This window comes from Pectobacterium versatile (assembly GCF_003932035.1).
Taxonomy (GTDB): domain Bacteria; phylum Pseudomonadota; class Gammaproteobacteria; order Enterobacterales; family Enterobacteriaceae; genus Pectobacterium; species Pectobacterium versatile.
Genome location: NZ_CP034276.1, coordinates 1,338,879 through 1,360,493, shown reverse-complemented (window position 1 = coordinate 1,360,493; position 21,615 = coordinate 1,338,879). Strand labels below are relative to the sequence as shown.

19 protein-coding genes are annotated in these 21,615 nt (G+C 49.9%); 9 read left to right on the top strand and 10 right to left on the bottom strand.

Translation table 11 applies throughout. The features are described 5' to 3' along the window. Nucleotides 1–5: 5 nt before the first annotated feature. Nucleotides 6–701 carry a 7-cyano-7-deazaguanine synthase QueC gene (gene queC, locus EIP93_RS06115; RefSeq protein WP_109224981.1) on the top strand — a complete coding sequence of 232 codons (696 nt, stop codon included), beginning with the start codon at nt 6–8 and terminating at the stop codon, nt 699–701. A 95-nt stretch (nt 702–796) separates the two neighbouring features. Here queC and EIP93_RS06110 read toward each other — a convergent pair whose 3' ends face one another. The 9 genes from EIP93_RS06110 to bolA form a co-directional block, all read right to left on the bottom strand. Then, nucleotides 797–1,195 (bottom strand): acyl-CoA thioesterase, encoded by a 399-nt coding sequence (locus tag EIP93_RS06110; RefSeq protein WP_103862990.1) that lies wholly within the window; start codon nt 1,193–1,195, stop codon nt 797–799. Nucleotides 1,196–1,300: 105 nt separating this feature from the next. Continuing rightward, on the bottom strand, nt 1,301–1,666 hold the full coding sequence (locus EIP93_RS06105) for a helix-hairpin-helix domain-containing protein (protein WP_125232436.1): 366 nt from the start codon (nt 1,664–1,666) through the stop codon (nt 1,301–1,303). A 138-nt stretch (nt 1,667–1,804) separates the two neighbouring features. After that, nucleotides 1,805–3,685: a peptidylprolyl isomerase gene (gene ppiD / locus EIP93_RS06100; protein ID WP_103862988.1), complete on the bottom strand. Its 1,881-nt coding sequence runs from the start codon at nt 3,683–3,685 to the stop codon at nt 1,805–1,807. 395 nt (nt 3,686–4,080) lie between these two features. Next, nucleotides 4,081–4,353, bottom strand: coding sequence for a nucleoid-associated protein HU-beta (gene hupB / locus EIP93_RS06095; RefSeq protein ID WP_005976031.1), 273 nt, complete (start codon nt 4,351–4,353; stop codon nt 4,081–4,083). 197 nt (nt 4,354–4,550) lie between these two features. Next, nucleotides 4,551–6,932 carry an endopeptidase La gene (gene lon / locus EIP93_RS06090; RefSeq protein ID WP_103862987.1) on the bottom strand — a complete coding sequence of 794 codons (2,382 nt, stop codon included), beginning with the start codon at nt 6,930–6,932 and terminating at the stop codon, nt 4,551–4,553. A gap of 192 nt (nt 6,933–7,124) precedes the next feature. Then, nucleotides 7,125–8,399 (bottom strand): ATP-dependent protease ATP-binding subunit ClpX, encoded by a 1,275-nt coding sequence (clpX, locus tag EIP93_RS06085; protein ID WP_039485483.1) that lies wholly within the window; start codon nt 8,397–8,399, stop codon nt 7,125–7,127. A gap of 163 nt (nt 8,400–8,562) precedes the next feature. Then, nucleotides 8,563–9,186, bottom strand: a complete 624-nt coding sequence (gene clpP, locus EIP93_RS06080; RefSeq protein ID WP_010282141.1) for an ATP-dependent Clp endopeptidase proteolytic subunit ClpP — start codon at nt 9,184–9,186, stop codon at nt 8,563–8,565. Between the two features lie 522 nt (nt 9,187–9,708). Next, nucleotides 9,709–11,013 (bottom strand): trigger factor, encoded by a 1,305-nt coding sequence (gene tig, locus EIP93_RS06075; protein WP_095993939.1) that lies wholly within the window; start codon nt 11,011–11,013, stop codon nt 9,709–9,711. Between the two features lie 318 nt (nt 11,014–11,331). Beyond that, nucleotides 11,332–11,646: a transcriptional regulator BolA gene (gene bolA, locus EIP93_RS06070; protein WP_039485477.1), complete on the bottom strand. Its 315-nt coding sequence runs from the start codon at nt 11,644–11,646 to the stop codon at nt 11,332–11,334. 323 nt (nt 11,647–11,969) lie between these two features. Between bolA and EIP93_RS06065 the strand changes: the two genes are divergently transcribed. The 8 genes from EIP93_RS06065 (at nt 11,970) to EIP93_RS06030 (ending at nt 20,918) form a co-directional block, all read left to right on the top strand. Then, nucleotides 11,970–12,548, top strand: a complete 579-nt coding sequence (locus EIP93_RS06065; RefSeq protein WP_103862985.1) for a lipoprotein — start codon at nt 11,970–11,972, stop codon at nt 12,546–12,548. A 59-nt stretch (nt 12,549–12,607) separates the two neighbouring features. Beyond that, on the top strand, nt 12,608–14,095 hold the full coding sequence (gene ampG, locus EIP93_RS06060; protein WP_107332480.1) for a muropeptide MFS transporter AmpG: 1,488 nt from the start codon (nt 12,608–12,610) through the stop codon (nt 14,093–14,095). Between the two features lie 424 nt (nt 14,096–14,519). Further along, nucleotides 14,520–15,482 carry a cytochrome o ubiquinol oxidase subunit II gene (gene cyoA / locus EIP93_RS06055; RefSeq protein ID WP_103862983.1) on the top strand — a complete coding sequence of 321 codons (963 nt, stop codon included), beginning with the start codon at nt 14,520–14,522 and terminating at the stop codon, nt 15,480–15,482. Nucleotides 15,483–15,486: 4 nt separating this feature from the next. Continuing rightward, nucleotides 15,487–17,478: a cytochrome o ubiquinol oxidase subunit I gene (gene cyoB / locus EIP93_RS06050; protein WP_103862982.1), complete on the top strand. Its 1,992-nt coding sequence runs from the start codon at nt 15,487–15,489 to the stop codon at nt 17,476–17,478. Beyond that, entirely contained in the window at nt 17,468–18,082 is a 615-nt protein-coding gene (locus EIP93_RS06045; RefSeq protein ID WP_103862981.1) for a cytochrome o ubiquinol oxidase subunit III, read from the top strand. Before cyoB ends, EIP93_RS06045 begins: the two co-directional genes overlap by 11 nt. Then, entirely contained in the window at nt 18,082–18,414 is a 333-nt protein-coding gene (locus tag EIP93_RS06040; protein ID WP_039490482.1) for a cytochrome o ubiquinol oxidase subunit IV, read from the top strand. The genes EIP93_RS06045 and EIP93_RS06040 overlap by 1 nt, the downstream gene beginning before the upstream one ends. A 14-nt stretch (nt 18,415–18,428) precedes the next feature. Continuing rightward, complete coding sequence (gene cyoE / locus EIP93_RS06035; protein WP_010282097.1) at nt 18,429–19,319, top strand: heme o synthase; 891 nt, start codon at nt 18,429–18,431, stop codon at nt 19,317–19,319. Nucleotides 19,320–19,553: 234 nt separating this feature from the next. Further along, the gene (locus EIP93_RS06030) at nt 19,554–20,918 is read left to right on the top strand and encodes an MFS transporter (RefSeq protein WP_109224985.1); all 1,365 of its coding nucleotides are present in this window, start codon (nt 19,554–19,556) and stop codon (nt 20,916–20,918) included. A 62-nt stretch (nt 20,919–20,980) separates the two neighbouring features. On the opposite strand, the gene EIP93_RS06025 is transcribed toward EIP93_RS06030, so the two are convergent. Then, nucleotides 20,981–21,472 carry a YajQ family cyclic di-GMP-binding protein gene (locus EIP93_RS06025; RefSeq protein WP_010282093.1) on the bottom strand — a complete coding sequence of 164 codons (492 nt, stop codon included), beginning with the start codon at nt 21,470–21,472 and terminating at the stop codon, nt 20,981–20,983. Nucleotides 21,473–21,615: the final 143 nt, after the last annotated feature.

Sequence of the window (21,615 nt, the reverse complement as noted above, 5' to 3'; positions counted from 1 at the left end):
GAAGAATGAAGCGTGCTGTTGTCGTTTTTAGCGGTGGACAAGATTCCACAACCTGCCTGATTCAGGCTCTGCAAGATTATGATGACGTCCACTGCATCACCTTCGATTATGGGCAACGTCACCGTGCTGAAATTGATGTCGCTCGGGAACTCAGCCAGAAGCTGGGGGCAACGGCGCATAAGGTTCTGGACGTCGGCTTGCTGAATGAGCTCGCCACCAGCAGCTTGACGCGTGACAGTATCCCAGTCCCCGATTACGACGCCAATGCACAGGGCATCCCCAACACCTTTGTTCCAGGAAGAAACATTCTCTTCCTGACGCTCGCCTCTATCTACGCCTATCAGGTTGGTGCGGAAGCCGTCATTACCGGCGTGTGTGAGACCGACTTTTCCGGTTACCCAGATTGTCGCGATGAATTCGTCAAGGCACTGAATCAGGCTATTGTTTTAGGTATTGCCCGCGATATCCGTTTTGAAACCCCGCTGATGTGGCTTAATAAGGCCGAAACCTGGGCGCTGGCGGATCATTACCAGCAACTCGATACCGTTCGTTACCACACGCTAACCTGCTATAACGGCATCAAGGGTGATGGGTGTGGTCAGTGTGCCGCTTGTCATTTACGAGCAAACGGGCTTGCGCAGTATCAGAATGATTCCGTGGCTGTCATGGCATCGCTGAAGCAGAAAGCAGGATTACGCTGATATTTCACGCCACCATTCAGAAACCGACACGCAGCAACATCACACAATCTAAAACAGCAGGCCACGCCTTACAGGTAGTGGCCTGTTGCTTCATATTAACGGCGAATCTCGTTTAGGTGTTCCAGCAACTCGCCCTCCAGCGGCAGTGATTTTTGCGTCAATAAATCGATACAGACAAACGTCAGCGTGGCATCCGCCACATCGCTTTCATCAGACACTCGGGTTATCTTCTGACTGATCACGCCACTCTTCGTATTCATCTGTAGCAGTTCGCTATCAATACGCAGCACGTCACCGAGAACGGCTGGCTTGCGATAGTTGATATTGATATTCACCACGACGAAAGCAATCTTGTTGCTATGCATCCAGCCAAAAGCAGGCAATGTTTCCAGCCATTGCCAACGCGCCTCTTCCAAAAACTCCAGATAGCGCGCGTTATTAACGTGCTGATAAACATCAATGTGATAACCACGAACGGTAATGAAAGTCTGCATGGCGGTAGTACTCCTGTGACAACACCAATAACTGGTATGACCTGATAATTAGCCTAGCAGAGGTTCGCAGCCCAGAAGAAGTGCTCGACTGGGCTGCGACTGATATCACAGTTTTAAACGAGAGAGATTTCGCTCAACCAACGCCGCCCCAATTCCCGGGACCTCCGTTAATTGATCGATCTGGGTAAAAGGGCCATTTTGCTCACGATAGTTAACGATCGCTTCCGCTTTTTTAAGGCCGACACCGTTCATTATTTCCGCCAAATCAGCAGCGTTTGCTGCATTAATGCTTACCTTATCCTCGTCACCATCAGGAAGCGTTGCTTTTTCCGCTTTCTGATCTGCTGGCCCAGACTTCACTGCTGTCGCCGTACTGTCGGCAGCTTTAGGTGCCGCCTGACCCAGTAATGGCAACCCAGACAAACTCATTCCGATGATTAAGCACAGTGCTTTTATTCCTGATTTTTTCATGCTGTTTCCTCCTTGTGTGTGACAGCACGGCTACCTTGCCGCAGACCGTTCAACACCGCAAACAGCAGAATTTAAATGTGGAAAAGGCCGCGAAAGCGGCCTTTTGTTGTTGCAACGATTTGCAAATTTTTGCGGAGCTTATTGCTGTTCTTGCGCCGCATTGCCCATCTTGATTTTCGCTTCACTACGCAAGCTGGACAACAGAGAATCAAACAGCGCGCCCAGAGAACCTTGCTGAACCTGGCTGGCAAACTGTGTTTTCTGCTCATCGTTTAGCTGATGTGGCGTCACGCTATCCAGCGCGACCAGCACGACATTACCCGCCTGATCCTGAGTAATCGCATAAGATGGCTTATCCTTTTCTGGATGCGGCATAGCAAAGATTGCTTCGGCCGTTGCATCACCCTGAGAAATAGAAGACATCGTTTTTGCTTCACCAAAGCTCAGACCTGCCGCTTTAAGCGCATCGTCTTTACCTTGCTTCAACTCAGCTAGCATTTTTTCAGCGTCTACACGAGTCTGCTGTTCAGCCTTCTGACGTTTCAACACCTCAACGATCTCAGTACGCACCTGATCCAGAGGGCGAGTACTTTCAGGCTTGTGCTCAGTGATACGCAGAACGAAAGCACGATCGCCGTCGACGTTAATCACATCGGAGTTGTTGCCCGCAGCACCGTTTTCGCCCAACAGCGCACCGCTAAAGATAGCCTGCGTTACTGGCTGGAAGTTCAGCGCAGCGGGAACTTTCTCTCGCGTAAACCAGTCGGTCTGCGTGGCTTTCACACCGGCCGCTTCTTCTGCTGAAGCCAGAGATTCGTTGTCATTGCTAGCCGCTTCGCTGACTTTTTGTTGCAGCGCATAGTAACCATCCTGCGCTTTCTCGTGCTTCACTTTCTCAGCGATCTCGGCACGCACTTCGCTCAGCGGTTTGACCTGCTGCGGCTGAACATCATCCAGACGCACAACCAGATAGCCAACAGATGATTTAATCGCTTCGGAAACCTGACCTTTCTCCGTCAGTTTTGCCTGCTTCAGCTCATCAATCATGCTGTTTTCGTCCATCCATCCCAGATCGCCACCGTTGCGGCGCGAGATAACGTCCGTTGATTTTTCTTTCGCCAGCGTAGCGAAATCACCACCTTGCTTCAGCGCATCCAGAACAGACGCTGCATCGGCCTCATTCTTCACCTGAATAACGCTGAATTTTTTGCGCTCAGGTTGGGAATAGTCGCTCTTGTTCTGTTCGTAGAAATCGTTGATGGCAGCATCATCTACTTTTATGCCGTCCATGATGCTTGCCGCATCCAGCGTGATATAGCTGACTTTGAATTCTTCTGGTGCGATGAAATTCCCTTTGTTTTGATCGTAATAACTCTGGACTTCATCGTCAGCAACCGTCTGGGCTTTCGCCTTGGCAGCAATATCAATGGTTGCAACACGGACAACGCGATCTTGTGCAGCCAGTTTCACCAGGTTATCGATCTCCTGCGGCAGCAGGAACGCGGTATTGCCAAAGCCACGAATCAACTGCTGTGAAGTCAGTTGTTTACGCAGCATCTGAGCATACATATCCGGTGTTACGCCAAGACGACGAACCTGATCCAGATACTTTTCATTATCAAAACGGTTGTTGGTCTGAAACGCGGGAACGTCAAAGATCGCCTGTTTGATTTGCTCATCACTGATGTTCAGTCCCAGCTTGTTGGCATACTGATCCAGCAAAGTTTCATCAATGAGTTGGGAGAGTGCCTGCCTACGCAATTGCTGCATGTAGCCGTCATTACTCGCCAGAAGAGAGAAATTCTCACCCAAGGCTTCCTGCTGACGACTGCGTTCGTTCTGTACCGCCTGCTCAAGCTGTGCGCGGGTAATTTCCTGCCCGTTCACCTTTGCAGCGTAATCTCCTGAACCACCAATAAGATAATCACCAACGCCAGTTAGAACGAATGATGCGATGATCAAAGCAAGAATAATTTTGAGCACGACGTTATTCGCGGCCGTACGTAAATTGTCCATCATAATGTGACAACACTCCGCTGTAGAATGGATAAAACTCCCTGCGCTGGCCGGAGCCATGCATCCTTGCGATTGCTATAGCCCAATACAAGGCTAGGGCGCACTTAAGCTTATTGCCCGCCACGTTCTGCCATGTGTCGGGTATGTATATACCCGTCATACTTCAAGTTGCATGTGCGTTGGCTGCGTTCAGTCACCCGAATCACTTACTTAAGTAAACTCATCGGGATTCCCTCTCTTGCCGCCTTCACGCAACTCGAATTATTTAGGGTAAAATCCTATATAAATAAAAGACACATCATAAAATGATGCGCCTCGTATCTTACCCTACCAATATCATTGCGTCAGGTATTGTTTGGCACCCAAAGTGGTTATCAGCCAAACCTGTGACGTAATAATCAGTTAACGGCGTCTTTCAGCGTTTTACCAGCACGGAATCCTGGTACTTTCGCCGCAGGGATACTGATTTCTTTACCAGTTTGCGGGTTACGGCCGGTACGAGCAGCACGTTCACGCACTGAGAAAGTACCAAAACCAACCAAAGCAACATCATCCCCTTCTTTCAGGGATTCGGTAACGGAACCAATAATTGCATCCAACACACGCCCTGCTGCCGCTTTGGAAATATCAGCATCTGCGGCAATTTTGTCGATCAATTGTGACTTGTTCACTCTGTCATCCCCTCTGGAATTCTCTTATCGCGCTTCAATGTCCCAAGACGCGACACGTGACTTATTATCAATACTGTCATGCCTAGCTAGTTATGGCTAAAACTAACAGTGCTCTAACTTAGCGGTACAAAAAAAAGCTGGCAAGTACGATTTCACTCACCAGCCCCGATTTTCTCAAGGGTTTTTGCGACAGGTCACTATTTTGCCTTGGCTTTGGCCTTGGCTTTAGGCGCCGTGACCACTTGCATGCCAGAAGGCGAATTCAGCAATGCGAACGCCAAGACTTCCTCGATACGTTTCACCGGATGGATTTCCAGATCGGCAATCACGTTCTGTGGGATATCTTCCAGATCGCGCTTGTTGTCATCAGGAATCAAGACCGTCTTGATGCCACCACGGTGTGCTGCCAGCAGTTTCTCTTTCAGACCACCAATCGGCAGCACCAGACCACGCAGGGTAATCTCACCCGTCATCGCCACATCGGCACGCACCGGATTCCCAGTCAAACAAGAAACCAGTGCGGTACACATAGCGATACCCGCACTCGGACCGTCTTTCGGCGTCGCACCTTCTGGAACGTGAACGTGGATATCACGCTTCTCGTAAAAATCAGCATTGATGCCTAATTTTTCTGCACGGGCGCGAACCACGGTAAGCGCAGCCTGAATCGACTCCTGCATGACCTCACCTAACGAACCGGTATAAGTCAGCTTACCTTTGCCCGGCACGCAGGCGGTTTCAATCGTCAGCAGATCGCCGCCAACTTCCGTCCAGGCCAGTCCGGTCACCTGCCCTACGCGATTTTCATCGTCCGCACGGCCATAGTCAAAACGCTGTACCCCAAGGAAATCCTTAAGGTTATCGCCCGAAATCTGGATATGCTTAGTGGATTTATCCATCAACAGCGTTTTTACTGCTTTACGGCACAGCTTGGAGATTTCACGCTCGAGGCTACGCACGCCAGCTTCACGCGTGTAATAACGGATAATGCCAACAATTGCACTGTCTTCTACCGACAGTTCGCCATTTTTCAGCGCATTACGTTCGATCTGTTTCGGCAGCAAATGCTGTTTGGCGATATTCAGTTTTTCGTCTTCGGTATAGCCGGAAAGACGAATGACTTCCATACGGTCAAGCAGCGGTGCCGGGATGTTCATGGAGTTAGACGTCGCAACAAACATCACATCGGACAGATCGTAGTCGACTTCCAAATAGTGATCGTTAAACGCCACGTTCTGCTCAGGATCGAGCACTTCTAGCAGAGCAGAAGCCGGATCGCCACGCATGTCAGAAGACATCTTGTCGATCTCATCCAGCAGGAATAGTGGGTTTTTCACACCAACTTTTGCCATTTTCTGGATTAGCTTGCCCGGCATTGAACCGATATAGGTACGACGGTGCCCACGGATTTCCGCTTCGTCACGCACGCCACCCAGCGCCATGCGCACATACTGACGTCCGGTCGCTTTGGCGATAGACTGACCGAGCGAGGTTTTACCCACGCCAGGCGGCCCCACCAGACACAGAATCGGCCCTCTGATCTTGCTGACACGGCTCTGTACTGCGAGATATTCAAGGATGCGTTCTTTCACGCGATCCAGACCATAATGATCGGTATCCAGCATTTCCTGCGCTTTCAGCAAGTCTTTCTTCACTTTGCTGCGCGCATTCCACGGCACCTGCACCATCCAGTCGATATAGCTGCGCACCACTGTCGCTTCTGCTGACATCGGTGACATCATTTTCAGCTTTTGTAATTCTGCTTCGGCTTTCTCACGCGCGTCTTTCGGCATTTTTGCCGCTTCAATCTTGCGTTTTAACGCTTCGTGTTCATCCGGTGCGTCATCCATCTCACCCAGCTCTTTCTGAATAGCTTTCATTTGCTCATTCAGATAGTACTCACGCTGGCTTTTTTCCATTTGCTTCTTAACGCGGCCACGAATCCGTTTTTCTACCTGCAACAGGTCGATTTCGGATTCCATCATCGCCATCAGATACTCCAAACGTTCAGTAATATCGAACATTTCAAGTACAGACTGCTTATCAGCCAATTTCAGCGGCATGTGCGCAGCAATGGTGTCGGCCAAACGCGCAGCATCATCAATGCTGTTCAGAGATGTCAGCACTTCCGGCGGGATCTTCTTGTTCAGCTTGATGTATCCCTCAAACTGATTGACCGCCGTGCGCATGAGCACTTCTTGCTCGCGCTCATCAATCGCTGGGGAATCAAGATATTCTGCGTGTGCAGCGAAATGTTCACCGCTGTCAGAAAGCGTCGTAATACGCGCACGCTGTAACCCTTCGACCAGCACTTTTACCGTGCCGTCCGGCAGTTTCAGCATTTGAAGAATTGAGGCTACCGTCCCTACCGAGAAAAGATCGTTAATACTTGGCTCATCCGTTGAAGCTTCTTTCTGTGCCACCAGCATGATCTTCTTATCATGATCCATTGCGGCTTCAAGGCACCGAATCGATTTCTCCCGACCAACAAACAACGGAATGACCATGTGCGGATAAACCACCACATCGCGCAATGGCAATACGGGGATTTCTATGCGTTCGGAACGCTCAGGGTTCATAGAGCTCTCTCTTAGTTTCGTTTCCGCCAGGTTATGGGAATCTCGTGAAACGCGGTTTTCACGGGTTTCATCAAATAGGTATTTGAGTATATGGGGATAAATGTCTCACATTCAACGACCAGCATGCGTGTAAAAAACAAATGGGGGATAAAATCCCCCATTTTTATTTTTTGATGCAGCCAAATTGATTAATTATTCGCCGGAAGCCTGCTGTGTCTCGGGTTTGCCATAGATCAACAATGGTTCGGACTGGCCCGCAATAACGGATTCATCAATGACGACTTTATCCACGCTTTCCAGCGATGGCAGGTCATACATAGTATCCAGCAGAGCAGCTTCAACGATAGAACGCAGACCACGCGCACCGGTTTTACGCACCATCGCTTTCTTGGCAATCGCCGTCAGCGCTTCATCGCGGAATTCCAGCTCGACGCCTTCCAGATTGAACAACGCCTGATACTGTTTAGTCAGCGCATTCTTCGGCTCACGCAGAATCTGAATCAGCGCATCTTCGCTCAGTTCTCTCAGCGTAGCAACGACTGGCAGACGACCAATAAACTCAGGAATCAAACCGAATTTAATCAAATCACCTGGCTCAACCTTGCCCAACAACTCGCCTTCTGTCGCTTTATCTGCGGTGCCTTTAACCGTTGCGTTAAAGCCAATGCCGCGTCCCGTGTCGGTACGCTGCTCGATCACTTTGTCCAGACCCGCGAACGCACCGCCACAGATAAAGAGGATCTTGGAGGTATCAACCTGCAAGAACTCCTGCTGCGGATGCTTACGTCCACCCTGCGGTGGAACCGCTGCGATAGTGCCTTCGATCAGCTTCAGCAGAGCCTGCTGAACGCCTTCACCAGAGACATCGCGGGTGATCGATGGGTTGTCTGATTTACGAGAAATCTTGTCGATTTCATCGATGTAGACAATGCCACGCTGCGCTTTCTGCACATCGTAGTCGCACTTCTGCAACAGCTTCTGAATGATGTTCTCAACGTCTTCACCGACGTAGCCCGCTTCAGTCAGCGTAGTCGCATCCGCCATAGTAAACGGAACGTCCAGGAAGCGCGCCAGCGTTTCAGCCAGCAGCGTTTTACCGCTCCCTGTAGGACCGATCAGCAGGATGTTACTTTTACCCAGTTCGATCCCGTTGCTGCTGTCACCATTACGCAAGCGTTTATAGTGGTTATACACCGCAACGGCCAACACCTTCTTGGCCTGCTCTTGACCGATGACGTAATCGTCAAGGTGGCGGCGAATTTCGTGTGGCGTCGGCAACGCACTGCGCTCACGGTGGGGCGCCACTTCCTTAATTTCTTCGCGAATAATGTCGTTACACAAGTCAACACATTCATCGCAGATATACACCGACGGCCCGGCAATCAGCTTACGCACTTCATGCTGGCTTTTGCCGCAAAAAGAGCAGTACAGTAACTTTCCTGAACCGTCTTTGCGCTTATCTGTCATGAGTTAAACCTCTTTTTCGTCTTTTGCCCGCAGGCCAACCACAGCGATACCGCTACAACGAACGCCGATACTTATAGCTAATACGCGTAAAATAACCTCGCACAACAGACTATCGGTCGAACACTGATTTTTAGCTACACCAGACCGCTAATATGGCGAATTATCACCCACGGTTAGTGAATACGGAGTCTACCAAACCGTAGTCTACTGCCTCACTGGCAGAGAGGAAACGATCGCGCTCGGTGTCTCTCTCTATCGCTTCAAGAGGCTGACCCGTATGTTTCGCCATCAGCTCATTCATCTTGGCTTTCACTTTCAGTATTTCTTTGGCATGGATTTCAATATCCGTTGCCTGTCCCTGGAAACCGCCCAATGGCTGGTGAATCATGACGCGCGAGTTAGGCAAGCAAATACGTTTGCCTTTGGCTCCCGCCGTCAACAGGAACGCGCCCATGGAACAAGCCTGTCCCATACAAATCGTGCTAACATCCGGTTTGATAAACTGCATGGTGTCGTAAATAGACATACCAGCAGTAATGACGCCACCTGGAGAGTTAATGTACAGATAAATGTCTTTTTCTGGGTTTTCAGCTTCCAGAAACAGCATCTGTGCCACAACCAGATTCGCCATGTGATCTTCAACCTGACCAGTCAGGAAGATTATCCGTTCTTTTAGCAGACGGGAATAGATATCGTAAGAACGTTCCCCGCGAGAGGTCTGTTCAACCACCATCGGCACTAACGCCATATGAGGTGCTTGTCTTTCTTGTTCGCCACTGTATGACATTCACGTCTCCTAGATAAAATGCGTCCGGCACTCTTAGCGTTGTTCAATCAATTGCATTGTTCAATTCTACTAGAGATAGGGGGGGATGACTACGGAACCCTGTCTCGTCCTTGCTGAACAACCCTTATGGCCGAGAATCCTTACCTGCTGTGCCTACTTTTCCTCTTCAGTGAGTGGGGGCACACGCATTGTATTTCAAGCTTACACTATCAATCGTTCTCTATTAAAGAGCCAATTATTTTATTCTTAATACGTTATCGGCACGGCAACGCTGCAGTTTAACTCGTTGCCTGACCTAACAAATTCGCAGCCTGAGTTAATTGCCTGACTTAATAGTAGTGCAATTTCAGGCGGTCATTCTTCGTGTATCCCCTGACAGGAAAACCAGATACGACGTAGCCCCCAAACGATCATCATCAGTATTGCACAAAGAACCAAGCAAAAAGCCCGCGCCATAAGGCACGGGCTTTTGATAGGGAAGCATTCCCGCTACGCAATAAACAATGTTGATATCAACAAGGTTTATGCCGTAGTCGTTTGATTCATCAGTTCGTTGAAGCTTACTGATTTCTCAACAACCTTCGCTTTAGCAAGCACGGTTTCTACCGCTTGCTCTTCCAGAGCGACGTTACGCATGTTGTTCAGCAGCTCTTTATTTTTGCTGTAGAACTCGATAACTTCCTGCGGATCTTCGTAAGCAGAAGCCATCTCTTCGATCAGTGCATTAACGCGTGCTTCGTCAGCTTTCAGCTCATTGCTGCTGATGACTTCGCCCAGCAACAGACCGATAACAACGCGGCGTTTAGCTTGCTCTTCGAACAGCTCACGCGGTAATTCCTGCGCTTGCTTCTCGTTGCCGCCAAAACGCTGCGCAGCCTGACGACGCAGAACGTCAATTTCGCCATCGATCAGTGCAACTGGCACGTCGATTTCGTTGGCGTTGATCAGTCCGTCCAGAACCTGAGTTTTAACACGGTTACGCACCGCGCCTTTCAGCTCACGTTCCATATTTTTACGAACTTCAGCACGCAGACCTTCCTGAGAACCATCAGCCACGCCGAAACGTTTGATAAATTCTTCAGTCAGTTCAGGCAGCTCACGCTCTTCAACTTTCTTCAGGACGATAGCGAACTGAGCCGCTTTTCCTTTCAGGTTTTCAGCGTGGTAATCTTCTGGGAAGTTCACGTTGATAGTGAATTCTTCACCCGCTTTGTGCCCAACGATGCCATCTTCAAAGCCTGGGATCATGCGATTCTGGCCCATTGCCAGAACGAAGTCGGACGCTTTTCCGCCTTCGAAGACTTCACCGTCGATAGAACCGGTAAAATCGATCGTTGCACGATCTTCCGCTGCCGCAGCGCGGTCAGTTTCTTTCCAGGTCGCCTGTTGCTTACGCAGCGTGTCCAGCATGGTATCAACGTCAGCATCAGTGACTTCAACAACCGGTTTTTCAACTTCGATTGCATCCAGACCTTTCAGCTCGACTTCTGGGTACACGTCAAATTCAACAGAGTAAGTGAAATCGCCACCTACAGCATATTCGCCAGGGATGTAGTTAGGCGCGCCAACCGGATTAATTTTTTCTTTGATGATCGCGTCAACAAAGTTGCGCTGCATCAGGTCACCCAATACGTCCTGACGCACAGAGGCACCATAACGCTGAGCAACAACATTCATCGGCACTTTGCCTTTACGAAAACCGTCAATACGTACTTTTTTGGCCGTGTTGACCAGCTCGCTCTTCACCGCACTCTCAATGATGTCAGCAGCAACGGTAATCGTTACGCGACGTCCCAGACCTTGAGTTGTTTCAACTGAAACTTGCATCTTGTTACCTCAAAAAATCACAGTGATCGGTCAACCCCAAAACTATTCTCGCGACGAAAAACTCTCACGACAGCGACACTTATTCAGACTGCCGCCACCGAAGGCGTACAGCTCAAATCAACCTCGCAGAACCGGGAAATTGCCAACCCCGTCCTTGTAGTCAGAAGCGTCCCGAATACATTCAGGAAAAAATTAGACGCGTATTATAGCGATATAGAGAGGATGAGTCGAGAACGGCGGGCGGACTATTACAGCAACGGATTCACACTTTTGTCAGTAACCCGCCCCGATATGTCAGGAACGGGCCATATTAATGACTTAAGAAAGGATGCCAGCGCCACCGCAAGGCGGTGAAGAAGGTACGGCATTTTGCAAACTGGTCCACTCTTTTGCCGTATACGTATGCAGCGCTAACGCATGCACTGACCCTGCCAGCTCCGTAGCCAACACGGCATAGACCGCACGATGTCGCCCAATCACGCGTTCGCCCGTGAATTTATCGCTGACCAGCACAACTTTAAAATGGCTTTCTGCTCCCGCAGGTACGTTGTGACGATAGCTCTCATCAGTCACTTCTAAATGAACGGGTTCAAAACCCACACGCAGCTTGTCTTCTATCGTTTCACGCATCATACGGCTACCCTTTCGGCTTGGGGAAAATTTGATATCAACGCGACATTACTGTCATTCACCGATGCCCGAATCATTATAACCTCATCGTTTTTCAACCTGTTATGCGTAAAAACAGCATCGAAAGAAGAAAGCTGTACGCTACGGGTTGATATATCATCGACGGTCTTGATGTGATAAAAACGGTTTTTCCAGGTCAAAAGCGTGAAAAAGATGAATTTCAGGACAATTTACCTGCTATCGGATCTTTTTCCTGCCTGTGGCGATGATATGATATCAACAATATTTGTCAGCTCACCACACTAATCATTACTGAGAAAATACGAATGTTAAAAAAATTATTTTTCCCTCTTCTGGCCGTAATTCTGCTTGCAGGATGTGCAGCAAAAAGCAACACCTTGAACATCACCCCCAAAATTAGCGTGCCTTCTCAGGATCCGACGCTGATGGGCGTAACGATTAGCATCAATGGTGCAGACCAGCGCGCCGATCAAGCTCTGGCGAAAGTGAATCGCGATGGCCAACTGATTACGCTGACACCTTCTCGCGATCTGCGTTTTCTGTTGCAAGAAGCGTTGGAAAAACAAATGACCGCACGCGGTTACATGATCGGAGCCGGTGGCCCAGTCGCCTTGCAGATCGTAGTAAACCACCTGTACGCTGATGTCTCCGAAGGCAACCTGCGCTACAACATCACCACCAAAGCGGATATTTCCATCATTTCTCAGGCGGCGAATGGCAACAAGCAGGTGAAGAACTACCGCTCAACCTATAATGTTCAGGGCGCGTTTACTGCCAATAACGAAAATATTACCAATGCCGTTAACACGGTGTTAGGCGATGTCATCAACGACATGGCGCAAGACACGACTGTAAGTGGCTTTATCAAAGAAAACGCCCGTTAATTTCTGTACGCCGCTTCCCTTGCTCCTGAACACTCACGGAGCAAGGGAAAGGACTCTTCATGTTTAGTCGCATCATTGCTTTATTCAGCCAACGTAATTCGCTTTTTATGCTGTTGCTTGGCTTCGCTTCCGGTTTACCACTGGCATTGACATCAGGCACATTGCAAGCTTGGATGACTGTCGAGAATGTCGATCTGAAAACCATTGGTTTTTTCTCTCTGGTTGGTCAAGCCTACGTATTCAAGTTCCTGTGGTCCCCGCTGATGGACCGCTACACCCCACCGTTTCTTGGCAGACGCCGCGGCTGGCTGATTCTCAGTCAACTTCTGCTCATTGCCGCCATTATTGGTATGGGGTTTATGAACCCGGCACGCGATCTCTGGTGGCTGGCCGCACTGGCAGTTCTGGTCGCGTTCTGCTCCGCGTCTCAGGATATTGTTTTTGATGCCTATAAGACGGATTTACTTCCCCCTGAAGAACGCGGGACGGGGGCCGCTACCTCGGTATTAGGTTATCGTCTGGCCATGCTGGTTTCAGGCGGACTGGCGCTGTGGATGGCCGATCGCTATTTCGGCTGGCAGGCCACTTATTGGCTAATGGCAGGATTAATGCTGATTGGTGTATTCGCAACCCTGTTAGCGCCGGAACCACTGAATAGCCAGCCTGCGCCGCGCACCATGGAGCAAGCAATTGTTGCCCCCTTGCGTGACTTCTTCGCACGCAACAACGCCTGGCTCATTCTGCTGCTTATCGTGTTATACAAACTCGGCGACGCCTTTGCCGTCAGCTTGACGACAACCTTCCTGATACGGGGCGTTGGCTTCAATGCTGGTGATGTCGGGCTCGTGAATAAAACACTTGGACTCTTCGCCACCATCGTGGGAGCCATTTACGGCGGATTATTGATGCAGCGGCTCTCGTTGTTCAGAGCGCTGATGCTGTTTGGTATTCTTCAGGCCGTGTCCAACGCGGGATACTGGCTGCTGGCTATCACAGCCAAAAGTCTGTTCACTATGGCTACCGCTGTTTTTCTGGAAAATCTCTGCGGCGGTATGGGGACAGCAGCATTCGTCGCACTATTGATGACGCTGTGTAATAAGTCATTCTCAGCCACACAGTTTGCTCTGCTTTCCGCCCTTGCCGCTGTCGGACGGGTTTACGTTGGCCCTATCGCAGGCTGGTTTGTCGAATCCTACGGCTGGGCATGGTTCTATCTGTTCTCGATTTTTGCCGCATTACCGGGACTGGCAATCCTGATGATTTGCCGTGAGACGCTGGAATTTACACAGAAAACCGATACTTTTCAGTTACGCACAAATTTCCAGAATTATTACAAGAAGGCCATGCATGTGCTGGGATTAGGTGTGATCGTGCTGGTATTGTGGCTCATGCTGCTGATCAGCAATGCGCTGGAATGGTCCTCATTGCCTCTGTTGGCAGAATACCTGCTCGCCGCAGGCGGTACGCTCGCTCTGCTGGGCATTTTCTTCGGCAGTTTGCTGGACTATCTGTCACTCCGGCGCGCGTCCAAACAGTCCGCACACTAACGGTATTCGTTCAGGCAGCGCTCATCTGCTGCCTGCACCTATTACACTATTCCTTTATTTAATTATTTTTTTCATAATTATCTTGCTAGAGGGAATTTTATTTCCTCGTAAAACTCGCCAGAACTAATTTCATTCGTTATCAAAAACACAGATTGAGCAAAAAATTTCACCAAACTAAAAATAGAAAATAAGCGTTACGATACGTTGTAATTTCTTATTATCCATCCATACTCTCATCTGGGTAGCCACTTAATTTGCTGTTTTTCAATACCATTTTTATTTTGGCTATCTTTGTGACATTAAGGGCAAAAAACAGCAACAATCGGCTGACATAACCTTAATCATGTTTACAGTGCAGTAACCTTCCCGTAAAATGCCCGCTCGCATGAAATGACAATAGAGCCCTTGTTATTGAGGTCGCTAGATGAGACTCAAGAAATACAATAAAATTTTTGGGATGCTGTCTTTATTTGCAGCCACTGTTCTACTGAGCGGTTGCGATATGGCGCTGATGAACCCCAAAGGAGAAGTCGGGTTAGAGCAAAGATCGTTAATACTGACTGCCATCGGGCTGATGTTGATCGTTGTGATTCCCGTTATCGTTATGACGATAGCTTTTGCCTGGAAGTTCCGTGCTTCCAATGAAAAGGCAAAATATACCCCGAACTGGTCACATTCCAATAAGATAGAAGCAGTAGTCTGGACTGTACCAATTATCATTATCGTTATTCTTGGCACCATTACCTGGAAGACGACCCACTCGCTTGACCCATACAAGCCGCTGGTATCAGACGTCAAACCTATCAATGTCGAAGTTGTTTCGCTTGATTGGAAATGGCTGTTTGTTTACCCGGATCTGGGTATCGCGACGGTTAACGAACTGGCTTTCCCTGCCAACGTGCCTGTTGCGTTCAAGATTACATCCGACTCCGTGATGAACTCCTTCTTCATCCCTCGTCTTGGCGGACAGATTTACGCCATGGCCGGAATGCAGACGAAGCTCCACTTGATCGCTAATGAACCGGGCAAGTATGACGGTATCTCTGGCGGCTATAGTGGTAAAGGCTTCTCTGGTATGAAGTTCACCGCGATTGCCACGCCAACTCAACAAGAGTTCGACCAGTGGGTTGCGAACGTTCGGTCGTCCCCTAAGACACTGAATACCATGGATGAATTCAACGCGTTGGCTAAACCAAGTGAATTCCATCCTGTCGAATACTTCTCCACTGTCCAGCCGGATTTGTTCAATAATATTATTCGCAAATTCACAGGCAACGACATGAACATGCAACATCATGGTGAAGGCATGAAGCCCGACGAAAACATGCAACATGGTGAGGGTATGAACATGGGCGAGCATGGCTCGCACAAAGGAGCCGAGGGATAATACGATGTTCGGAAAACTTACACTCGATGCGGTTCCGTATCACGAACCCATTATTATGGTCACCGTGGCGGCGATCATCGTTGGCGGCCTTGCGCTGCTGGCGGCAATAACCTATTTAGGTAAGTGGAAATGGCTGTGGGCCGAGTGGTTCACATCCGTAGACCACAAGAAAATCGGTATCATGTACATCATCGTCGGCCTGGTGATGATGATACGTGGTTTTGCCGATGCCATCATGATGCGTGGCCAGCAGGTGCTAGCCTCCGCCGGGCAAGAAGGCTTCCTAAACGCTCACCACTACGATCAGATCTTCACCGCACACGGTGTCATCATGATCTTCTTTGTGGCAACCCCGTTCGTTGTTGGCTTGATGAACCTTGCGGTTCCCTTGCAGATCGGTGCGCGTGACGTTGCTTTCCCCTTCCTGAACTCCCTCAGCTTCTGGCTGTTTGTGGCTGGCGTTATCTTGATCAACCTCTCTCTCGGGGTGGGTGAGTTTGCGCAAACCGGCTGGGTGGCGTATCCGCCGCTTTCAGGAAAGGAGTACAGTCCCGGCGTCGGGGTCGATTACTGGATATGGAGTCTACAGATATCCGGTATAGGTACCACGCTGACAGGTGTTAACTTCTTCGCTACGATTCTGAAGATGCGCGCACCGGGCATGACGCTGATGAAAATGCCAGTATTTACCTGGACGGCACTGTGTACCAACGTGCTTATCATTGCTGCATTCCCGATATTGACCGTTACCATTGCGCTGCTGACGCTTGACCGTTACCTCGGCACCCATTTCTTTACCAATGATATGGGTGGCAACATGATGATGTACATCAACCTGATTTGGGCATGGGGTCATCCTGAGGTTTACATTCTGGTACTGCCAGTCTTCGGTATTTACTCCGAAGTGGTTGCGACCTTCTGTAAAAAACGGCTGTTTGGCTACACCTCACTGGTGTGGGCAACGATTGCGATTACGGTTCTGTCGTTCATCGTTTGGTTGCACCACTTCTTTACCATGGGGTCCGGCGCGAACGTCAACGCCTTCTTTGGTATAGCCACCATGATTATTTCAATCCCGACTGGGGTTAAAATCTTCAACTGGCTGTTCACCATGTATCAAGGCCGTATCGAATCCAACTCCGCGATGCTGTGGACCACGGGCTTCATCATCACCTTCACCATCGGTGGGATGACCGGGGTACTGCTGGCTGTACCGGGCGCGAACTTTGTCCTGCACAACAGTCTGTTCCTGATTGCTCACTTCCATAACGTGATCATCGGCGGCGTGGTGTTCGGTTGCTTCGCAGGTATTACTTACTGGTTCCCGAAAGCGTTTGGCTTCACCCTGAACGAAACCTGGGGTAAGCGCGCATTCTGGTTCTGGATTATCGGCTTCTTCGTTGCCTTCATGCCGCTGTATGTCCTCGGCTTCATGGGAATGACGCGCCGTCTGAGCCAGCAAATCAACCCTGAGTTCCACGCTTTACTTGTTGTGGCTTCCATCGGTGCGGCATTAATCGGTATCGGCGTACTGTGTCAGGTTATGCAGTTCTACGTCAGTATCCGTGACCGTAACCAGAACCGCGATCTGACGGGCGACCCGTGGGGTGGACGTACGCTGGAGTGGGCAACCTCTTCTCCTGCACCGTTCTATAACTTCGCTATCGTGCCACACATCAACGATCGTGATGCGTTCTGGGAAGCGAAAGAGAAAGGTGAAGCTTACAAGCGCCCTGCCAGCTATGAAGAGATTCACATGCCGAAAAATACCGGCGCTGGTGTGATTATCTCTGCATTCAGCCTGGTATTCGGTTTTGCCATGATCTGGCATATCTGGTGGCTTGCTATCGCCGGCTTCGCTGGCATGATTGTGACCTGGATTGTGCATAGCTTTAATCAAGACGTGGATTACTACGTGCCGGTTAAAGAAATTGAGCAAATTGAGAATCAGAATTTTGATCAACTCAGTAAGGCAGGCGTGAAACATGTCAACTGAAACTCTGACTAACCACAATACTGCCCATGCCGAGCATGGGCACCACGACGCAGGAGCCAACAAAGTATTCGGCTTCTGGGTCTACCTGATGAGCGACCTGATCATTTTCGGGTCACTGTTCGCAACCTATGCGGTACTGGTTAACGGTACTGCGGGTGGCCCAAGCGGGAAGGACCTTTTCCAACTGCCTTTCGTGCTGGTGGAAACGTTCGCGCTGTTGTTCAGTAGTATTACCTACGGCATGGCGATGATCGCCATGAATAAGGGCAACAAATCTCAGGTTAATACCTGGTTAGGCGTGACCTTCCTGTTCGGTCTGGTGTTTATCGGGATGGAAATCTATGAATTCCATCACCTGATCGTTGAAGGCTATGGCCCAGATCGCAGCGCGTTCCTGTCTGCCTTCTTCGCACTGGTCGGCACCCACGGGCTGCACGTAACGGGCGGTCTGATCTGGTTGGTCATCATGATGATTCAGGTGTCCAAGCGTGGCCTGACTGCAACCAATAAAACGCGTCTGATGTGCCTGAGCCTGTTCTGGCACTTCCTCGACGTGGTATGGATCTGTGTCTTCACCGTTGTTTATCTGCTGGGGGCAATGTAATGAGTCATTCAACAACCGATCATGCAGGTGCCAGCCACGGCAGCGTGAAGTCATATGTGATAGGTTTTGTTCTGTCGGTGATTTTGACAGTGATTCCTTTCAGTATGGTCATGAGCGGCACAGCCTCACATAGCGCCATTCTTTTCACGGTGGTGGGATGTGCCGTTGTTCAGATTCTGGTACATCTGGTGTACTTCCTGCACCTGAATACGTCCTCAGAAGAGCGCTGGAACGTGGTGGCTCTTGTGTTTGCCGTCCTGATTATCGCTATTGTCGTCGTGGGCTCCATCTGGATTATGATGAGCGCACACCACAATATGATGATCCAGTAACAGAGCCGTAAAAGATGATTAAGCAATACCTGCAAGTTACTAAACCAGGAATTATTTTCGGAAATCTGATTTCCGTTATCGGTGGATTTCTCCTTGCGGCCCAAGGCCGCATTGATTATCCCCTGTTTTTCGCCACCCTCGTGGGTGTGTCGTTAGTCGTTGCATCTGGCTGCGTGTTTAACAACGTCATTGACCGCGACATCGACAAGAAAATGGAGAGAACCAAAAATCGGGTTCTGGTAAAGGGACTGATTTCGCTGAAGGTAACGCTGGTTTACGCATCGCTGTTAGGTATTGCGGGCTTTGCTCTGCTCTACATCGCGGCTAACCCGCTGGCCATGTGGCTGGCGGTGATGGGCTTCGTCGTGTATGTCGGTGTATATAGCCTGTACATGAAGCGGCATTCTGTCTATGGCACGCTGATTGGCAGCCTGTCCGGCGCGGCACCACCGGTTATCGGTTACTGTGCCGTCAGCAACCAGTTCGATGCTGGCGCGTTGATTCTGCTGCTGATCTTTAGCCTGTGGCAGATGCCGCATTCCTACGCGATTGCGATTTTCCGCTTCAAGGATTATCAGGCCGCCAACATCCCGGTACTGCCTGTTGTGAAAGGCATCTCCGTTGCGAAACACCACATCACGCTGTACATCGTGGCGTTTGCAGTAGCGACTCTGATGCTGTCTCTCGGCGGCTATGCCGGCTACAAATATCTGATCGTTGCCGCAGCAGTTAGCGTCTGGTGGTTGGGTATGGCGCTGTCAGGCTATAAAAATGCGATTGATGACCGCGTGTGGGCAAGAAAACTGTTTGTTTTCTCCATTGTCGCGATTACGTCACTGAGCGTCATGATGTCTGTGGATTCAATGGCACCAGCACATGAAATTATGCTGACCTACCTGCGTTAATCACAAGCAGCGTTACATGCATTAATAAAAACAGGTGGCTCGTCCGCCTGTTTTTTTATGACCGACTTCCTGCACGCCGCCCTTCGTACCGTCGCAAGGACGTTGAAAAACGTTCCCTGATTTTTTCTTTTCCCCTCCCCTACTTCTTCCTCCGCCAAATCACGTAACAAACCTATCGTTTACTGTCTGGCCAATAACGCACTAAAATAGCGCCAATTGTTTTCCGAGGTACACATGAACGATAATAAAATGACCCCTGGCGAATTACGCGCCACATGGGGCTTGGGAGCCGTTTTTTCACTACGCATGCTTGGCATGTTCATGGTGTTGCCTGTCCTGACGACTTACGGCATGGCCTTACAAGGTGCCAGTGAAGCGCTGATCGGTATTGCGATTGGTATTTATGGCTTAATGCAGGCTATTTTCCAGATTCCCTTTGGTTTGGTCTCCGATCGTATCGGCAGAAAACCGCTGATCGTCGGGGGGCTGCTGATATTTGCACTCGGCAGCGTCATCGCCGCACTAAGCGACTCCATCTGGGGCATCATCCTTGGTCGAGCATTGCAGGGCGCTGGCGCGATTTCTGCCGCCGTCATGGCGCTGCTTTCCGACCTGACGCGTGAGCAGAACCGAACTAAAGCGATGGCGTTTATCGGCGTTAGCTTCGGCGTCACCTTTGCTATCGCGATGGTCCTGGGGCCAATCATTACTCATGCCTTCGGTTTACAGGCGCTCTTCTGGGGCATCGCCCTTCTATCACTCGCAGGTATTGTCATTACCCTGACGCTGATTCCTTCCGCACCTGAACACGTTCTGAATCGAGAATCGGCGATGGTACGCGGCAGTTTCCGCAAAGTGCTCAGCAATAGCCGCCTGCTGAAACTGAATATCGGCATTATGTGTCTGCATATTTTATTGATGTCGAGCTTTGTCGCCCTCCCCCGCGTAATGGAATCTGTGGGCTTGGCGCCGCAGGACCATTGGAAAGTCTATCTGGTCACGATGCTGATCTCTTTTGTCGGTGTCGTGCCTTTCATCATTTATGCTGAAGTGAAAAGACGAATGAAGCAGGTCTTCATCGGCTGTATCGTGGTGCTGATCGCCGCAGAGGTTGTCTTATGGGCGGCGGGTAACCATCTTTGGCAAATTATCATCGGCGTACAGCTGTTCTTCCTAGCCTTCAACGTCATGGAAGCCCTACTACCATCACTGATTAGCAAGGAATCACCTGCGGGATATAAAGGCACGGCGATGGGCGTTTACTCCACCACGCAGTTTATCGGTGTGGCAATTGGCGGGAGCATCGGCGGCGGGCTGTTTGAGCTTTATGGTGCCTCTGCCGTATTTATGGCTGGCGCGGCGATTGCGGCCATCTGGCTACTCGTCAGCGTCACCATGCAGGAGCCGCCTTATCTCAGTAGCCTGAGAATCGCGCTGTCCGATTTAGCATTGCAGGACAGTGAATTGGAACAGAAAATTCGCACCCAGCCCGGCGTGGCCGAAGTGGTTATCGTGCCGGATGAATACAGCGCCTATGTGAAGATCGACAACAAAAAGACCAATCGGCAGCAGTTAGAACAATTAGTCGGTCAATCCTAACGCACCATGCAAAAGGCCAGCTTTCGCTGGCCTTGCTGTTCATCAGCGGATGACTAAAAGCATCAATCGCGGAAGTTGGTAAACTGGAACGGCTGCCCCAGATTTCCGCCACGAATCAACGCCATCACGCCCTGCAAATCATCACGTGATTTACCAGTGACGCGAACCTGCTCACCTTGAATCTGCGCCTGCACTTTCAGCTTGCTGTCTTTAATCAGCTTGATGATTTGCTTAGCCAACGTCGTTTCAATACCTTGCTTCAGCTTCGCTTCCACGCTGTACGTTTTTCCGCTGTGTTCCATTTCTTCTGGGATTTCCAGCGAACCGCCTTCAATACCCCGCTTAACCAGCTTTTCGCGCAGAATATCAACCAGCTGTTGTACCTGAAAATCTGACTCGCTGGCCACTTTGATACTCTGTGATTTCTCATTCAGTTCAAAGCTGGCCGGAACATTGCGAAAATCCCAACGGGTGCTCAGATCGCGCGTCGCATTTTCCACCGCGTTACGGACTTCCTGCATATCAATTTCCGAAACAATATCGAAAGATGGCATAATTCGCTCTCCTGACAAATTTGGCTGGCGAGCATAATAACCGCTCTTCTGCGATAAGCAAGATGCCAGACACGATCCCGATTTTTACGCGGCATCAGGTAAACAGCCCGAATAACACAAGATCACGATGTGAATGATAGCCT

What these genes read in the sequence shown, in the direction of transcription:
- queC (WP_109224981.1), top strand. Translation starts at nt 6, where the DNA reads ATGAAGCGTGCTGTTGTCGTTTTTAGCGGTGGACAAGATTCCACAACC.
- EIP93_RS06110 (WP_103862990.1), bottom strand. Translation starts at nt 1,195, where the DNA reads ATGCAGACTTTCATTACCGTTCGTGGTTATCACATTGATGTTTATCAG.
- EIP93_RS06105 (WP_125232436.1), bottom strand. Translation starts at nt 1,666, where the DNA reads ATGAAAAAATCAGGAATAAAAGCACTGTGCTTAATCATCGGAATGAGT.
- ppiD (WP_103862988.1), bottom strand. Translation starts at nt 3,685, where the DNA reads ATGATGGACAATTTACGTACGGCCGCGAATAACGTCGTGCTCAAAATT.
- lon (WP_103862987.1), bottom strand. Translation starts at nt 6,932, where the DNA reads ATGAACCCTGAGCGTTCCGAACGCATAGAAATCCCCGTATTGCCATTG.
- clpX (WP_039485483.1), bottom strand. Translation starts at nt 8,399, where the DNA reads ATGACAGATAAGCGCAAAGACGGTTCAGGAAAGTTACTGTACTGCTCT.
- clpP (WP_010282141.1), bottom strand. Translation starts at nt 9,186, where the DNA reads ATGTCATACAGTGGCGAACAAGAAAGACAAGCACCTCATATGGCGTTA.
- tig (WP_095993939.1), bottom strand. Translation starts at nt 11,013, where the DNA reads ATGCAAGTTTCAGTTGAAACAACTCAAGGTCTGGGACGTCGCGTAACG.
- bolA (WP_039485477.1), bottom strand. Translation starts at nt 11,646, where the DNA reads ATGATGCGTGAAACGATAGAAGACAAGCTGCGTGTGGGTTTTGAACCC.
- EIP93_RS06065 (WP_103862985.1), top strand. Translation starts at nt 11,970, where the DNA reads ATGTTAAAAAAATTATTTTTCCCTCTTCTGGCCGTAATTCTGCTTGCA.
- ampG (WP_107332480.1), top strand. Translation starts at nt 12,608, where the DNA reads ATGTTTAGTCGCATCATTGCTTTATTCAGCCAACGTAATTCGCTTTTT.
- cyoA (WP_103862983.1), top strand. Translation starts at nt 14,520, where the DNA reads ATGAGACTCAAGAAATACAATAAAATTTTTGGGATGCTGTCTTTATTT.
- cyoB (WP_103862982.1), top strand. Translation starts at nt 15,487, where the DNA reads ATGTTCGGAAAACTTACACTCGATGCGGTTCCGTATCACGAACCCATT.
- EIP93_RS06045 (WP_103862981.1), top strand. Translation starts at nt 17,468, where the DNA reads ATGTCAACTGAAACTCTGACTAACCACAATACTGCCCATGCCGAGCAT.
- EIP93_RS06040 (WP_039490482.1), top strand. Translation starts at nt 18,082, where the DNA reads ATGAGTCATTCAACAACCGATCATGCAGGTGCCAGCCACGGCAGCGTG.
- cyoE (WP_010282097.1), top strand. Translation starts at nt 18,429, where the DNA reads ATGATTAAGCAATACCTGCAAGTTACTAAACCAGGAATTATTTTCGGA.
- EIP93_RS06030 (WP_109224985.1), top strand. Translation starts at nt 19,554, where the DNA reads ATGAACGATAATAAAATGACCCCTGGCGAATTACGCGCCACATGGGGC.
- EIP93_RS06025 (WP_010282093.1), bottom strand. Translation starts at nt 21,472, where the DNA reads ATGCCATCTTTCGATATTGTTTCGGAAATTGATATGCAGGAAGTCCGT.